The organism is Streptomyces thermoalcalitolerans, from assembly GCF_039525155.1.
GTDB classification, from domain to species: domain Bacteria; phylum Actinomycetota; class Actinomycetes; order Streptomycetales; family Streptomycetaceae; genus Streptomyces; species Streptomyces thermovulgaris.
The window spans coordinates 1-15,370 of record NZ_BAAAHG010000016.1; the positions used below are offsets into that span (position 1 = coordinate 1).

At 70.9% G+C, this 15,370-nt stretch carries 12 protein-coding genes; 6 read left to right on the forward strand and 6 right to left on the reverse strand.

From position 1 onward, the window contains the following. The 3 genes from ABD224_RS12170 to ABD224_RS12180 all read left to right on the forward strand — a co-directional run. Positions 1 to 2,315: hypothetical protein (locus tag ABD224_RS12170; protein ID WP_344049481.1), on the forward strand; the 2,315-nt coding region annotated here is incomplete at its 5' end. 12 nt (positions 2,316 to 2,327) lie between these two features. After that, positions 2,328 to 3,188, forward strand: a complete 861-nt coding sequence (locus ABD224_RS12175; protein WP_344049482.1) for an immunity 49 family protein — start codon at positions 2,328 to 2,330, stop codon at positions 3,186 to 3,188. A gap of 159 nt (positions 3,189 to 3,347) precedes the next feature. Further along, complete coding sequence (locus ABD224_RS12180) at positions 3,348 to 4,664, forward strand: hypothetical protein (RefSeq protein ID WP_344049483.1); 1,317 nt, start codon at positions 3,348 to 3,350, stop codon at positions 4,662 to 4,664. Between the two features lie 2 nt (positions 4,665 to 4,666). Here the strand turns inward: ABD224_RS12180 and ABD224_RS12185 are convergent, their stop codons facing one another. The 5 genes from ABD224_RS12185 to ABD224_RS12205 form a co-directional block, all read right to left on the reverse strand. Then, a complete protein-coding gene (locus tag ABD224_RS12185) occupies positions 4,667 to 7,279 on the reverse strand; it encodes a SpoIIE family protein phosphatase (RefSeq protein ID WP_344049484.1) in 2,613 nt (870 codons plus the stop codon). A gap of 284 nt (positions 7,280 to 7,563) precedes the next feature. Then, complete coding sequence (locus ABD224_RS12190; protein ID WP_344049485.1) at positions 7,564 to 7,962, reverse strand: ATP-binding protein; 399 nt, start codon at positions 7,960 to 7,962, stop codon at positions 7,564 to 7,566. A 159-nt stretch (positions 7,963 to 8,121) separates the two neighbouring features. Then, a complete protein-coding gene (locus tag ABD224_RS12195; RefSeq protein ID WP_344049486.1) occupies positions 8,122 to 8,535 on the reverse strand; it encodes a (deoxy)nucleoside triphosphate pyrophosphohydrolase in 414 nt (137 codons plus the stop codon). 133 nt (positions 8,536 to 8,668) lie between these two features. Further along, positions 8,669 to 8,869 (reverse strand): SPOR domain-containing protein, encoded by a 201-nt coding sequence (locus ABD224_RS12200; protein WP_344049487.1) that lies wholly within the window; start codon positions 8,867 to 8,869, stop codon positions 8,669 to 8,671. Between the two features lie 381 nt (positions 8,870 to 9,250). Beyond that, a complete protein-coding gene (locus tag ABD224_RS12205) occupies positions 9,251 to 10,003 on the reverse strand; it encodes a GntR family transcriptional regulator (RefSeq protein WP_344049488.1) in 753 nt (250 codons plus the stop codon). A 301-nt stretch (positions 10,004 to 10,304) separates the two neighbouring features. Between ABD224_RS12205 and ABD224_RS12210 the strand changes: the two genes are divergently transcribed. Then, positions 10,305 to 11,411, forward strand: coding sequence for a threonine synthase (locus tag ABD224_RS12210; RefSeq protein ID WP_344049489.1), 1,107 nt, complete (start codon positions 10,305 to 10,307; stop codon positions 11,409 to 11,411). Positions 11,412 to 11,617: 206 nt separating this feature from the next. Here the strand turns inward: ABD224_RS12210 and ABD224_RS12215 are convergent, their stop codons facing one another. Beyond that, positions 11,618 to 14,149 carry a SpoIIE family protein phosphatase gene (locus tag ABD224_RS12215; RefSeq protein WP_344049490.1) on the reverse strand — a complete coding sequence of 844 codons (2,532 nt, stop codon included), beginning with the start codon at positions 14,147 to 14,149 and terminating at the stop codon, positions 11,618 to 11,620. 399 nt (positions 14,150 to 14,548) lie between these two features. Between ABD224_RS12215 and ABD224_RS12220 the strand changes: the two genes are divergently transcribed. Both ABD224_RS12220 and ABD224_RS12225 read left to right on the forward strand, forming a co-directional pair. Further along, the gene (locus ABD224_RS12220; RefSeq protein ID WP_344049491.1) at positions 14,549 to 14,785 is read left to right on the forward strand and encodes a response regulator transcription factor; all 237 of its coding nucleotides are present in this window, start codon (positions 14,549 to 14,551) and stop codon (positions 14,783 to 14,785) included. Between the two features lie 315 nt (positions 14,786 to 15,100). Then, positions 15,101 to 15,325 carry a hypothetical protein gene (locus ABD224_RS12225; RefSeq protein ID WP_344049492.1) on the forward strand — a complete coding sequence of 75 codons (225 nt, stop codon included), beginning with the start codon at positions 15,101 to 15,103 and terminating at the stop codon, positions 15,323 to 15,325. Positions 15,326 to 15,370: the final 45 nt, after the last annotated feature.

The following is a 15,370-nucleotide window of genomic DNA, read 5'->3' on the forward strand; positions in this document are numbered from 1 at the left end:
GGGGCCTGGGCACCCTGGTCGGCGTCGACGGCTGGGAGGCGGCCAAGCAGGCGTGGAAGGGGCTGGCCCAGCTGGCCACCGGCCTGGTGCTGACGGCATCGCCGCTGGGAGCGGCGTTCTGGACGCTGCCGGAGGACAAGCTGCCCTCCTGGATCCGGGATTCGCGCAGGGCGATGAAGGAGACCGGCAAGGCGCTGGTGGCGTGGGACGAGTGGGGCAAGAACCCCGCCCGGGCGGCGGGGGCGGTGACCTTCAACGTGCTCACCACGGTCTTCACCGGCGGCGCCGGGGGTGCGGCCTCGGGTGCGGGCAAGGCCGGCGCGGTGGCCAGGGCGTTGTCGGTGGCGGGCAAGGCGGGGCGGGCCATCGACCCGATGACCTACATCGCCAAGGGCGCCGGAGCGGGCCTGTCGAAGATCGGCGACATCGCCAAGGGTCTCAAGGGCATCGGTGCCATCAATATCCCCAAGCTGCCGGATACCGCCATCACCCTGCCCGAAGGCACAATCCGGCTGTCCGACACCACCGTCCGTCTGCCCGAGGGGGCCGCGCTTCCCGCGGGGGCGGCGAAACTGCCCGACGGCACGGTCAGGCTGCCCGACAACACCCCGGTGCTGCCGGCGGGCACCGTCAAGCTCCCGACCGCGGAAGGCGCCCCGGCCCGGTACTTCGACCCGGACGGCAACATCCTCGACGAGCACGGCAAGGTCGTCGACGACGTCCTGGACAGTCCGGGCGACATCGTCGACCAGCCCCGGCTGGACCCGCCCGCGGGCGCGGAGGTGCCGCGGGTGGACTCGCCGGTGAAGGACCCGGCCCTGGTCGGGGCCGGGGCCCGCACCGCCGACCAGGCCGGCCAGTACATCCGCCTGGGCGACAGCCTCGATGGCGGCCTCGGCGACACCGGCCGCCTCGGCCAGGACGCCCCCACCACCCCCACCGTCCACGCCGGCGGCGACCTGCCCACCGTCCACGCCGGCGACCACCTGCCCGGCGGCCGCGTCGAGAGCCCGAGCGGCATCACCGACAACACCCCGGGCGGCATGGCCGACAACCTGCCGACCAACAGCGCGGACAACACGCCTCCCCGCACCGGCACGGGCGACAACCTGCCGGGCGGCTCGGGCAACCACGTTCCGTCCAACAGCCTGGACAACACGGTCTCCAACACCTCGGACACCGCGTCGCGCTCCGGCGGCCAAGCCGACGACCTCAGCCGCGGCTCGACAGGCGGCCACGACCTGCCCGGCGGCAGCACCGCCGACACACTGCCCCGCGCCGACGGTCCGACAGGCAGCGAACTGGACGAACTTGGCGCGGTTGGCGATGACGCACTCGGTGACGCGGGCAGGCGCAGTGATGAAATGCCGACGTCTGGTCACCAGGCAGGCCCTGAACGGCCCAGCTTCATGCGGGACGGCGACAACCCGTACGGCCCCGAGGGTTCGCTGACCCCGGAGCAGATCAAGGAAATCCAGGTCTACCGCGCGAATCACGAACCTGGGTACTTCGAGCAGTACTACTACGCCGACGGTCGTCGCCTCAACACGAAGACCCCTGACGAGAGTGGCCTCGTACCGGTTCAACTTCACGTGGACCCCGTCACTGGAGTCAAAACCGCAGCGTCGGATGCACCGCCTCCCATCCCCGAGAAGTACGTCGCCGGAGCCGAGGTGAAGCGAGGGCGGGGCGAAGTATTGGACTCCAACACCCTCAAAACCCTGGACGAGGCAGCCACCCTCCGACGAAGTCTCATTGACTACTCCATGAGTGCCGAGCGGCACAGGGATCTCCTCGCCGCCGCAGTCGACAGCTCACCTGACGGGCACTTGGCACTGCTCGATGCGAGCAACGAGTACAAGGCTGCGATGAAGGAAAGGACCGAAGCGGCAGAGGATTTCGGTGAAGCAGTCGCAGAACATCAGGTGATCCCTGAGCTCTACCCGGACGCAACGGTCAAGGAAAAGCTGTACGGGCCGGCCAATGGCAATGATCAGTTCGATCAGGTGTGGCGCCGTAAGGATGGCGGGTTCGTTGTCGTCGAAGCAAAGTCCAGCGTAAACACGCCGCTGGGCAAGAGAGAGGTTCTTACCCCCGACGGCAAGAGAAGTGCCATGCAAGGCACACGAGAATACTTCATGGACATCATCAGGCAAATGGAGAAGAGAGGCCGTAAGTATCCCAGCGAAGCGCGATTGGCTCAGGAACTGGAACAGGCCCTCACCGAAGGAAAGGTGGAATACATCCTTGTGAAGGGCAAGGTCGACGGGGGTCAGTATGCTGGCTACGAGAAGTACCAGTTCGACATCGGCTGACAGGAGAGTTCCGTGACAGTGAGGGTGGCTCGGCACGGCGGTCCTGGACCGGACGACGAGGCATACGTACGCACTTTGGGTGAAGGACTCTCCAAGACGATCGACGTCCTGGAACGCGTGCCGCGCATGTTCGACGGTGCGATGAATTCGGCAACCTTGCACCTTTGTGCATGCCTGGCAGTCGATCCGGACGGCTCGCACCTCCGCACCTGGGAAGCCACGGTTACGGCCATGCAGGTGACTTCCGCGGCCTTCGCCGCGGCCGTCCGGACGGAAGGCACCATCGAGTGCCGCATTGCGGACCGGATGCGCACGATCCCCGCGACCGGCCCGCAATACTACGCCAACGCAGGAAACTGGCTCTCTGCGTTCTGGCTGGCGATCGTATGCCGCGAGCAGGACCGCATGACTCAACTGTGCGAAATCCCCATCGACTTCCTGCGCAACTCGGGTGTGGAGTACGACGAGTACATCTACCACTGGATCGACGCCCTGCAGACGTACTGGCTGGAACGCCCGGGGCTGGGCGAGAAACTCCTCGCCGCCATCCAGATGTCCTCCCCGGACGTCGCACGGATCGCCCACCCCGAAGTCCTGAACAAGATCCTCTACCAGCCGATCAACCTCTTCCAGTACTTCCTGCAAAAGGACCGCGAAGACTTCAATCAGGCTCTCGTCGAAGCACTGGAGCTTCACAAGTCGTTCTGGACGGGCGACGAGGACCGCGAGGAATCCGTCGAGGGCTACTTGGCACTCGGCCCGCTTGCAATCGCCTGCCTCGCCTTCGACGCCGGCTTCCCGATCACGGTCGAATCCGACTACATTCCCAGTCAGCTTCTCAACCGCGCCTGGCTCGGTGAGTTCCCCACATAAGGGCGCACCTTTCGTGGGTGTCATCGTTTCACGTCGTGGTTCTCCCGGTCCTGGCAGTGATCGCCGTGCGAAGCTGCCCGGATGGAGCGTGATCAGGGGCGTAGGCGGTCGGCGGCGGAGCCGCTGTCGTTGTCAGTGGCGCCTCGCACAATGAGCCGCATGGTTCAGACGTTTCCGCTGACTCTGCCGGGCACCTTGGTGGACACCCACCGCATAGACCTCACCAGGCTCTACTCCCAGGGGTGGGGCGTGGAAGCCGACGTTGTCGTGGCCGCCCCCAACGGGGACGTGTACGCGCTGTACCGCGTGCACCGGTACACCTGGGAGGTCGCCGAGGACGAGCAGGATCCGGCACGGGCCAACTTCGGGTACCGGATCATCACCCGGTACTCCGCGGACGGAGAGGTGCTGGCGAGCGCCCTGTGCCGCTCCTCCTACCTGGACAAGACCGCCTCGGCCGTGCTCGACGGCGACGACATCAACCTGTGCGTGCTGCCGGACGGCACCCTCTCCGTCAACGCCCGCCCGGACCGCACCACCCTGATCGCACCGGATCTGAGCCGGGTGCTCGCCGCGTACGACTCGAACGACCACCGTCCCTTCGAGGAGTTCACGCCGGGCAACGGCTTCGCCGGGTCGATCAGTGTCACGCCCTCCGGGCGTCTGCTGTGCTCCGTTTCCGAGTACGGGGTCTGGGGCTACGGCAGTTCCCTCGCCAACGTCGTCGGCTTCACCGACGGTGCCCTGACCCCCGGCAGCCGGCCCGTGATCGAGGCGATCGCCTCGCTCGATCCCGAGCCCGCCCATCAGAGTGACGACGATCTGAAGTCCTACGTCCACCACCAGGGCAGGCCGGTCGGCCAGGACCACCGTCCCCGGCCCGCGCTGACCGAACCGGTCGCCGACGAGGACCGTCTGTCGCGGTGGCGCGACTCACGGCTCGGACGGCCCGTGCCCCTGGCCGACGACCTGTTCGTCGTTCCCGTCTTCGCCAAGATCTTCCGTTCGGGCAACCGGGGCCAGCCGTTCCTGTTCGCCCTCGTCAACGACCAGGGCGAGATGACCGGACGGCTGCACGGCCTGCACACGTACCGCGACAGCCCCTTCACCGGCTTCTGCTTCACCCTCGCCTCCGACCCTCGTCGTGGCCGGGTCTTCCACCTCAACCGCTACGGTCTCTACGCCTGGAACAAGGCCGGTGTGCTGTGTGCCAGGCTGGACACCGCGGCCAAGCCGTTCAAACCGCTGGTCCACTTCACCCTCACCGCCTGCTCGCCCGACGGCGACCTGCTGCTGGTCCACCGCAAGCAGCACCTGATCCTGCGCGTGCCCGCCCCTGACGACCTCTCCGATCTCGCGGCGGCCGTGGAGAACGCCCTGCGCGCCTACGCCAGGCAGCGCACGGCCCTCAAGAAGGCGTGGACACCCGTCAACTGGCACTGGGTCGACACCTCGGCCCCGGTGCACCGTCTCTAGCTCTAGAACAGCTCCAGCATCGCCTCGGCCGGGTCCATGAGGGTGCTGCCGCTGTCGGGGAGCGGGAGTTCGAACCACACCGTTTTGCCGTGCGGGGTCCGGCGGGAGCCCCAGGCCGCGCTGAGAAGGCCGACGAGCTGGAGGCCGCGGCCGCCCTCGTCGGTGTCGCGGGCGCGGCGGCGGCGCGGCTGGACGAGGCCGGCGTCCCAGACCTCGCAGACCAGCGTGCGGTCCAGCAGGAGGCGGAGTCTGATCTCTCCCTCGCCGTAGCGCAGGGCGTTGGTGACCAGTTCGCTGACGAGGAGTTCGGCGGTGTCGGTCAGCTGCTCGAGGTCCCAGGCGGCCAGCTGGGCGCGGGCGTACTCGCGGGCGTGGCCGACGCTGCGGGGCTCGCGCGGCAGGACCCAGTCGCCGACGGCCTCGGCGGGCAGGCCCTGGACGCGGGCCATCAGCAGCGCGATGTCGTCCTCGCGGTGGTGGGAGCCGAGGGTGTTCAGGACGTGGTCGCACACGTCCTCCAGCGGGCGGACCGGATCGGTGAGGGCGCCGACGAAGGCCTGCAGGCCCTCGTCCAGGGGATGGTCGCGGGATTCGACCAGGCCGTCCGTGTAGAGGGCGAGGAGGGAACCCTCGGGGAGTTCCACCTCCACCTCCTCGAAGGGCTCTCCGCCCACGCCGAGCGGCATCCCGGGCGGGACCTCCAGCATCCGGGCGGACTCGCCGGGCTTCACCAGGACCGGGGGCAGGTGGCCCGCGTTGGCGAAGGTGCAGCGGCGCGTCACCGCGTCGTAGACCGCGTAGATGCAGGTCGCCAGGTACACCTCGGAGGGTTCGGCCTCGCGGGGGCGGCGGGCCGCGCGGGTGGCCTGCCGGACGCCGCCGGGGGCGCCGAGGCCGCGGGCGATCTCGTCCAGATGGGTGAGGACGTCGGCCGGTTCCAGGTCCAGCAGGGCCAAGGTGCGTACCGCCGTGCGGAGTTCGCCCATGGCCACCGCCGCGCGCAGACCGCGGCCCATGACGTCGCCGACGACCAACGCGGTGCGGTGGCCGGGGAGTTCGATGACGTCGAACCAGTCGCCGCCGACCTCGCCGGCCCGGCCGCCGGATGCGCTGCCGGGCAGGTAGCGGCAGGCGATGTCGAGTCCGGCGGCCTCGGGGTCGCCGGGCGGGAGCAGGGAGCGCTGGAGTATCAGCGCGCGTTCGTGCTCGCGCCGGTACAGGCGGGCGTTGTCGATGTTCACGGCGGCGCGCGCGGCGAGTTCCACGGCGAGGTCGCGGTCGCGGTCGCCGAACGGCTCGCTGCCCTTGACCCGGGCGAACTGCACGAGTCCTACGACGATGTCCTGGGCGACCATCGGGACGGCCAGGGTGGACTGCACCAGGTCGCCCTCCTCGCCGGGCACGGTGACCGGGCGGGCGGTGCGCAGGGCGTCCGCGCAGGGCGAGTTGAAGGGGTAGCGGTGGACGGAGCCGAGCGCGACGGGCGCGCCGGTGCCGCTGAACGGCGCGTCGGAGACGGCGCTGGCGAAGGCGACGCGGCGCAGTTCGGCGCTGCCGTCGGCGAGCCCGGGCGCGGTCTCGTCGCCGGCCAGCAGGCCCTGGTAGAGGTCGACGGTGGCCAGGTCGCAGAAGCTGGGGACCACGACGTCGAGGAGTTGACGCGCGGTGGTCTCCAGGTCGAGGGAGTTGCCGAGGCGGGCGCCGGCGTCGTTGAGAAGGGCGAGATTGCGCCGTGCGGCGGCGGCCTCGCGGGCGGCGGCGCGGCGGCCGGTGATGTCGGTTCCCAGCCAGGCGATGCCGATGGGGCGGCCGCTTCCGCTGTGGACGCGGTAGAGGTTGACGGACCAGTGGCGGCGTTCGTCCGAGCCGGGCACGAAACCGGTGACGTGCAGGTCGGTGACGGCCTCGCCGCTGTCCAGCACCCGGCGCAGGGTGGCGGCGACCCGCTCGGCCTCGCCGCGCGGCAGGTAGTCGTGGACACCCTTGCCGCGGTGGTCCTCCGGTGTGCCGCCGAAGATGGAGGCGAACCGCTCGTTGGCGCGACGGACCTTCAGATCGGTGTCGATGAGCAGGAAACCGAAGGGGGATTGACCGAAAATCGCCTGCGAGGCGGCGAGATCGGTCTCGATACGCCGTAGGGTGCGGACGTCGACCACGATGCACACGGCGGCCTTCTCGCCCTCGGCGGTGCGGGTGGGCATCACATAGATCTCGGCGAGCCCGTCCTCGCCGCGCCGGCCGGTTCCGTCGTCCGGGATCCGGAAGGGGACCACTCCGGTCCACTCCCGTCCGTCGAGGATCTCGGCCATCTTGCGCCGGCTCCGCTCACGCAGGTCGGAGTCGACGAAGGCCTCGATGGGGTCCAGTCCGACGGCACGTTCGGCGGGGATGCCGAACAGCTGCTCGGCGCGCAGGCTCCACTGGTCGACCAGGCCGTCGGGGCCGATGGAGAAGGAGGCCACCTTGATGTAGTCGTACATCGAGCCGGGTGGGCTGCTCTGCCACATCGCGTCCGCGGGCGGCGCACCGTCGGCAAAGTCGCCGCCCACGGAAGTCGTCCTCGCGCCGTCCGACGGGTCCTCGGACTCCGTGGCCTTCGCTGGTATCTCGCTCACGCGAACCGTCCCCTCCAGCTCACCGCGTCCGGCACCGGTCACCGGGGGCGGCTGCCCGCAGTATCCTGCACTACGACGCCGCGCAACGCGGTGTTCACCATCACAGGGCCGTCCCGATGCTTTTCGGTCTGGTCTGTGACAACACCAAACAGTCTCCTAACCAGGCAAGACCCTGCCGAATCCCACTCGCGCACAACCGTCATCGGCCATTTGCGGCCACCCGGCGGCGTCATCGGGCGTGCCAACGGTGTCATCGGGTGCGAAGGTCGCGGAGACTGCCCGGCTCACCTCGGCACCGCGAGTTCGAACCAGACCGTTTTGCCGTCCTTGTCGGGGCGGGTACCCCAGCGGCGGGAAACAGAGGCAACCAGTTGCAGACCGCGCCCGCCCTCGTCGTCGCAGCGGGCCGGACGCTCGTGGGGCGGCTCGGGCAACGGGTCGGAGACCTCGACGAGCAGGATCTCCGGCAGGCCCTCGGGGCGCAGCAGCCGGACGCCGATGGGGCCGGTGGCATGGCGCAGGGAATTGGTGACCAGTTCACTCACCAGCAGGGTCGCGGTGTCGCCGAGCGATGCGAGATTCCAGCCGCGCAACTGGCCGCGGACGGCGGCACGGGCGTCGTGCACCGCGCCGGGGTCCGCGGGGAAGGTCCACTCGGCGCAGTGCCCGTCGGTCTCGATCACGCCGAATCACTTCCCAGGTCGGCACACCCGTTCACGGTTTTGTGGGGCTATGAGGCTTATACCCGTATTCGGGTGCCCGTACCATCCGCGCCGCCTTCCCCCGACGCCCCCTGCCTCTCCTGCGTCACGCGGATTCTGACGGCCCGCCCGGAGCGCTCCTCACGCCCGGGAACCGGCAGCGATGCGGGCGAGGACCTCCCGGACGGCGGGGACGTCCTGCTCCAGCCAGGGAACGGTCCAGATCTCGTCCGGCGCGAGCCAGCGCAGCTCGTCGTGGTCCTGCAGCGGCTCGGGCCCGGCGGATCCCGCACACAGCCGTGCGGTCCACACCCGCAGCTCGTACGGCGCCCTCAGCGGCCAGCTGCCCGGGATCCGCTCGACGGCCTCGGCCTCGACACCCAGCTCCTCGCGCAGCTCGCGCACCAGGGCGTCCTCGGGACGCTCGCCCGGTTCCACCTTGCCGCCGGGCAGCTCCCAGCGTCCGGCCAGCTCGGGAGGCGCACTGCGGCGGGCGGCGAGCAGACGGCCGCCGTCGAGGAGGGCGGCGCCCACCACCACGATCCGTTCGGTCATGCGCCGGAGCCTACGGGAGCGGGAACGAGAGCGACGAAGGGCTCAGACGAAAGCGCCAGACGAAAGCGCCAGACAAAAGGGACAGACGAAAGGGACAGACGAAAGCCCCGGACGAAACGGGCGAACAAAAGGGTCAGCCGTCCCCGTCCTCGTCCGCGTCGCTGCCGCTCCGGTCGACGCGCTCGACCCAGTACAGCTGGGTGTCCGGACCGTCGAGGCTGTCCGCGATCTTCTGGGCTTCGGCGCGGGTGGCGTACCGGCCCACGCTGTACCGGTTGCCGTTGTCGTCCTGCCGGACGACGTGCCAGGGAAGGGTGATCATGCTGTCGTTCATCGCGTCCCGCTTCTCCTTCCCGCCCCTGCGCGCCCGGCCTCCTGACTCCGCCGTGCCCCGCCCGTCGAGGAAACCTCACTGTGCATATGCCCGAGCCTACGCCCAACCTTCACGCAGCGAATACGGGTTTTCACGAAGAGGTAGGCAACCGGCCAGTAAAGAAATCGCGCCTCTGGGGCGCACGAAGGCGAACGCGCCCTGCAAGTGCCCCGGTATGTCCCCTCGAAGGCATACCGCAGCCACTGGAGCGACCTGCGAAAACGGCTGGAATGTGGCGCCCGCGCGAAGCGCCGTGGACGGCGGGTTCGTGGAGCAGGCGCCCGGGGGCGCGCACCACGGCGCGCACCGGTGCGCCGCGGTGGCACCGGCCCGCTGCGGGGCCTACTTCACGGGCAGGTGGTACGCCACCCGGTAACGGTCGGCGGGGATCACGATGTCCGCCGTCTCCACGGGGCGGCCGGAGGCGTAGAACGTGCGCTGGACGACCATCACCACATGGCCGGGGACACCGCCGAGGACGAGCAGTTCCTCGGCGAGGCCGGGGCGGGCGCCGACCTCCTCGGTGACGTTGTCGACGATGATGTCGATGGCGCGCATGCGCTCGACGACGCCCATGCCGCCGAGCGGACCCTCCTCGGGAAGCATGACGGGGGTGCGGCCGGTGAGGGCGAGCGGCTCCCAGGAGGTGGAGAGCATCATCGCCTCGCCGGCCTCCCGGAACACGTACGTGGTGCGCATCACGCGGTCACCGGGCTTGATGCCGAGCCGTTCGGCGACCGCGTCATTCGCCTCGATCTGCGCGCTGTTGGACTCCCAGGTGCCGCGCATCGCGGTGTCCGCCTGCTCCTGCCGGAACGGGGTCGCGCCATCGGACGGGCGGAAGCCGGAGCGGGCGATACGGCGCGGCACGGGCCGCTCGCGCACATACGTCCCCGAGCCGGAGCGGCCCTCGACCAGGCCCTCGGCCATCAGCACCTTGCGGGCTTCGAGGGCGACCGTGTCCGAGACGCCGTACTCCTCGCGGATCTTGGCCTGGGAGGGCAGACGGGTGTGCGGCGGCAGCAGACCGTCGATGATCTTCTTGCGGAGATCACCCGCGACACGCAGATACGCCGGCTGCTCACCGAAAGTCACTGGCCTCTCCCATCAGGTTGTACAGACAGCAACAGCGTGGCAACCGTGGGTTGTACTTGCAAGCAAAGGCCAAAGAATCACCCGATGTGATGACTTCTGGAAGCCGGGGGTCTCACTCAGGCGCTTTCTCCCCGCCCCCTCCCCCGATCTCTCCCCCGATTTCTCCCCGCTCCGGCCGCCGCCACACCTCTGCACCGTTCAGCGGCCGGTCGGCCCACCCCAGAACCTCGCACAGGGTGATGGACGTGCCGCACGGCGGTCATGACACAGCGTCGGCGAACAGCGCCCGTACCCTGAGGGCATGACCCCGCTGCCGGATCGTTACTGTCCCACGGACGGCGTCCGCGTCCCCGGCGACTCCCTCGCCTGGCGCTGCCCCTCCTGCCACGGCCCCCTGGACCTCGACTTCACCCCCATCCCCGCGCCCCTGAAATCTCTCGCCGGCCGGGTCAACTCCCTGTGGCGGTACGCCGAGACACTGCCGCTGGCGGCGCCCACCGTGTCCCTCGGCGAGGGCCGCACCCCGCTCGTGCCGCTGACGGACGAGGTCTCGGCGAAGCTGGACTTCCTGATGCCGACGCTGTCCTTCAAGGACCGGGGCGCGGTGCTGCTGACCGAGGTCGCGCTGCGCTCCGGCCCGCGCCGGGTGATCGCGGACAGCAGCGGCAACGCGGGCACGGCGATCGCCGCGTACTGCGCCCGCGCACGGCTGCCGTGCACGGTGTACGTCCCGCTGGGCACATCGGCGAAGAAGCTGGAGCAGATCGAGGCGCACGGCGCCCGTGTGGAGGTGGTCGACGGCGGCCGCGAGGCGGCGGGCCGGGCCGCGCAGCGTGTGGCGGACGAGCCGGACACGTTCTACGCCTCGCACGTCTACAACCCGTACTTCCTGCACGGCACCAAGACCTACGTCCACGAGCTGTGGGAGGACCTCGGCGGGCGTCTGCCGGAGGTCCTGGTCCTGCCGGTGGGCAACGGCACGCTGCTGCTGGGCGCGGCGCTGGCCGTCGCCGAGCTGTACGGGGCCGGTCTGCTGGACCGGCGCCCGGCGCTGTGGGCGGTGCAGGCGGCGGCGGTCGCCCCACTGGCTCGTGCCTGGGAGCAGGGCGCGGAGGATCTGACGGACCCGATCACCGTGGGCCCGACCCACGCCGAGGGCATCGCCATCCCCCGTCCGCCCCGCGCCCGCCAGATCCTGCGCGCGGTACGCGAGTCGGGCGGCACCTTCCTCACCGTGACGGAGGACCAGATCCGCCACGCCCAGCTGGACCTCGCCTCCCGCGGCTTCTACGTGGAGTCCACGAGCGCGGTCTGCTGGGCGGCGGTCCGGGGAGGAGCCCTCGGCGGCAAGTCGGCGGTGGTGCCGCTGTGCGGGGCGGGCCTGAAGTCGGGCCTGGCCCGGCCGTAGCCTCCGCAGGGCCGCGGTTCGCGCCGTCCGGGGCCGCGGTTCGCTGCCCGTGACCGGCCGCCCGCTTCTCGCGCTGCCGGTGCGTCCGCCCGGTCCCCGGCGGTCCCCGCCGGGGTCAACCGCGGTGCCCGTACGCGCGGTTCGGACCGGGGGCCGGGTCCTGGCGGGGAACTGCCCGCCGCCCCGGCCTGCGCGGGGCGCCCCGCTCAGCTCCCGGTCAGGGACTGCTCGGCCCAGATGGTCTTGCCGACGAGGGAGTGCCGGGTGCCCCAGCGGCGGGCGAGCTGGGCGACCAGCAGCAGGCCACGCCCTCCTTCGTCGAAGATCCGGGCACGCCGCATGTGCGGGGTGGTGCTGCTCGAGTCGGAGACTTCGCAGATCAGGGTGTTGTTCTCATGGATCAGCCGGAGCTGGATGGGCAGCCGGCCGTAGCGGATGGCATTGGTGACGAGTTCGCTGACCACCAGCTCGGTGACGAACACGGCGTCCTCGCATCCCCAGGCCTCCAGCCGGTCGGTGGCCAGCCGGCGGGCCCGGGCGACGTCGGCGGGGTCGCAGGTCAGGTCCCAGGCGGCGACCTGGCCGGGGTCGAGGGCCCGGGTGCGGGCGATGAGCAGGGCGATGTCGTCGTCCGGGCGGCGGGTCAGCAGAGCCGCGAGAACCCGGTCGCAGGCCGACTCCGGTGTCTGGGCGGGTCGGGCGACGGCGGCGAACATCTTGTCCAGGGCCTCGTCGATGTCGCGGTCGCGGGCGTCGAGCAGGCCGTCGGTGTACAGGGCGAGAAGGCTGCCCTCGGACAGTTCGGTCTCGCTGGTCTCGAACGGCAGGCCGCCCAGGCCCAGCGGCGGGCCGGCCGGGACGTCGAGGAGGTACACGGCGCCCTCCGGGGTGACCACGGCGGGCGGGGGGTGGCCGGCCCGGGCGAGGGTGCAGCGGCGGGACACCGGGTCGTAGACGGCGTACAGGCAGGTGGTGCCGATGCCCCCGGCGGTCTCACCGGCGCCGCCCGTGACGGCCGTGTCGGTGGACAGGCGTATGACGAGGTCGTCGAGATGGGTGAGCAGCTCGTCGGGCGGCAGGTCGACATCGGCCAGGGTGCGCACCGCGGTGCGCAGCCGCCCCATGGTGGCCGAGGCACGGATGCCGTGGCCGACCACATCGCCCACCACGAGGGCCACCCGCGCGCCGGAGAGCGGGATCACGTCGAACCAGTCGCCGCCCACCCCGGCCCGGCCGCCGGCGGGCAGATAGCGGGAGGCGATCTCGACGGCCGCCTGGTCGGGCAGGGTCTGCGGGAGCAGACTGCGCTGCAGGGCCATGGTGGTGGTGCGCTCGCGCAGATGCCGCCGGGCGCTGTGGATGCCCGCGGCCGCCCGGGCCGTGAACTGCTCGGCCAGCCACAGATCCTCCGGTGTGAAGGCCTCCGGGTTCCGGTGACGGCCGAAGAGGGCCACACCGACCGTGGTGTCCCACGACCGCATCGGCACCACCATCAGCGAGTGGGTCCCCACCTCGCGGATCCGGGCGGCCTGGGGGTCCTCGTCCGCCCACCGGGCGACGACGGCGTCCGTCGTCGCGTACCGGGCGCCACGGTTGTGGGCCAGGCACGCGGCCACGGGTGACCGTGCCGGGTGAATGATCGTCCCGCCCGTCGCGGCCAGGGACTCGGGGCGTTCACCGAGGACCGACTGCACCGCGGTACGGCGCAGGGTGACGCCCCCGGCCGACGGGGCGGAGGGCATCTCGTCGTCGCTTCCGGGAGCGTCGAGCAGGTCGACGACGGCGAAGTCGGCGAGACGGGGGACAGCGGCGTCGGCCAGCTCCTGCGCGGTGCGCACGATGTCCGAGGTGGTGCCGATCCGGGCGCCGGCGTCCTTCAGCAGGAGCGTGTGCTGCCGGGCGGGCGGCTCCTGCGCCCTGGTGTGGTGCGCTGTCAGGCATACGGCGCGCACCCGGCCGTCCGGGTCACTCAACGGAGTCAGCGAGGCCGACGAGGCCGGCCGGCCGTGCTGCGGGCCCGACGCCGCCTCGGGAGAGAGGCCGACCCGCAGGTGCTGCGGCTCGCCGGTCTCGACGGCCCGGCGCATCCCCCGGTCGACCTCCTCGCTCACCGGCCGCGGTGCGATCTCCGGCAGGCACAGCCCGCGCATCTCGGGCTCCGTGAAGCCGAGAAGGCGCTCCATGGCGGCGTTCGCCCGCACCAGTCGCAGATCCGTGTCGAAGACGGCCATGCCGCAGGGGGACTGGGTGAACGTCCATTCCTCCAGCCGGTCCCCCGGCTGTTCCCCCAGCTGGTCCCCCGGCTGTTCCCCCAGCTGGTCCCCCGGCTGTTCCCCCGGCGCCCTTTCCCCGGGCCCGCCGGGGGACCTGCCGGACCGGCCCGCCACGGCGGACACCACGAGCCACTCGTCGGCCCGCCCGCCGTACGCGCGCCGGTTGGCGAGCAGACGCAGCCGAAGCCGGCTGCCGTCCCGGTGCCGTATCGCCACACTGCCGCTCCACCTGTCCCGCCCCGACGCGTCCCGCCGTACGTTCTCGCCGGGAGCGTCGGCGAGCAGGCGGGCGGCGGGGTGCCCCACGACCTGCGAGGGCTCGTAGCCGAGCAGCCGCCGCGCCCCCTCGCTCCATCCCGTCACGATGCCGTACGCGTCGACGGTGGCCGCGGCCGTGTACGCCGACTCACCGAGGTCGTCCGTCCTGGCGGGCCGCTCACCAGAAGGTGTGGGAGGTCGCTCCATCGCCGCTCATCTCGCCCTCGCTCGTTCCTTTCCCCGCGGTCCCCGGGGGGATCCGCACGCCAGGGCTCTACTGACAAGCATGTTCCTACGCGGCACGCAGCACCAACGCAGCGCTGTCATGGGGCCGGACACCAGCCGCGGGCGGGCCGGACCAGCCGCGGACGGGCCGGGCGGCAGGGCCCTGTCGGTGCCCTGCTCACCCCGGGTGCCCGGCCGGGCGGCCCCTCCCGGCAGGACTCCCCGGAAAAATCTTCAAAAAGTGCACAGGGCGTGGAACCGCGTCCCGGACTCCCTGCGTGGACTACAGAAACCGGACATTTCTGCACATATCCATCTCTTCCAGTCGTACGTGCAGCGATACCCGGGCCAATCCGCCGCAGAGAGAAGTCCCCGTACCCCATGAGCTTCATATCCACGCCGTACACCGAAGCCCCTGCCCCCGCTCGGGTCCTGCTGGCCCCGCGCGAGCAGGAGGTTCTGCAGCACATCGCGGCCGGGCGCACCTACGCCCAAACGGCCCGCCGCATGGGGCTCTCCCCGCACACGGTCGACGCCTATCTGCGCCGCATCCGGGCCAAGTCGGGCACCAACAGCTCGGCGGAGCTCATGCGACTGGCCATCACCCTCGGGATGTGACGGTGACCCCCGGCCACCGGGCCGGCCCCTCGGTCCGCACCACTCGGGCCGCACCACTCGGGCCGCACCACTCGGGCCGCACCACTCGGTCCATATCACTCGGCCCGCACCGCTCGGCAGTCCGGCTCCCGAACGGTCCGGGCCGCGACGCGCTCCCGCCCGTCACCGGGAACCCGGCCTCGCGAGGCCCTGGGACGGCACCGCAGGAGAAGGGAGGAAGCCTTGAGGAAAGTCCCAATGGTCGCTTTGACACCCTCTTGGCGCAAATTTCACGCTGGTGAGTGAACCAACCCATCCACCCAAGGAGAGATCATCATGACCACACGCACCTGGAAGGGCATCCGGCACCTCGCCGGCGGGTTCTGCGCTGCCGCACTGCTCGCCGGAACAGTGGGGGCGGCGAGCGCCGAGGCAGCGTCTCAGGTACCGAAGACCATGGCGGAGTCCCCGAGCATGGCATCACATGACCGCTGCACGGGGTACAAGTACGACGACAGCGGCATGCGCACCTGGCAGCCGCCGGGCTGCACCCCACCCTGAGGTGGGACGACCACCACTGGCCTCGCGTTTCCGCCGGACCTGGTG

Excerpts from the sequence above, each read along its gene's own strand:
- ABD224_RS12180 (WP_344049483.1), top strand. The coding sequence starts at position 3,348 with ATGGTTCAGACGTTTCCGCTGACTCTGCCGGGCACCTTGGTGGACACC.
- ABD224_RS12195 (WP_344049486.1), bottom strand. The coding sequence starts at position 8,535 with ATGACCGAACGGATCGTGGTGGTGGGCGCCGCCCTCCTCGACGGCGGC.
- ABD224_RS12200 (WP_344049487.1), bottom strand. The coding sequence starts at position 8,869 with ATGAACGACAGCATGATCACCCTTCCCTGGCACGTCGTCCGGCAGGAC.
- ABD224_RS12210 (WP_344049489.1), top strand. The coding sequence starts at position 10,305 with ATGACCCCGCTGCCGGATCGTTACTGTCCCACGGACGGCGTCCGCGTC.
- ABD224_RS12215 (WP_344049490.1), bottom strand. The coding sequence starts at position 14,149 with ATGGAGCGACCTCCCACACCTTCTGGTGAGCGGCCCGCCAGGACGGAC.
- ABD224_RS12220 (WP_344049491.1), top strand. The coding sequence starts at position 14,549 with ATGAGCTTCATATCCACGCCGTACACCGAAGCCCCTGCCCCCGCTCGG.
- ABD224_RS12225 (WP_344049492.1), top strand. The coding sequence starts at position 15,101 with ATGACCACACGCACCTGGAAGGGCATCCGGCACCTCGCCGGCGGGTTC.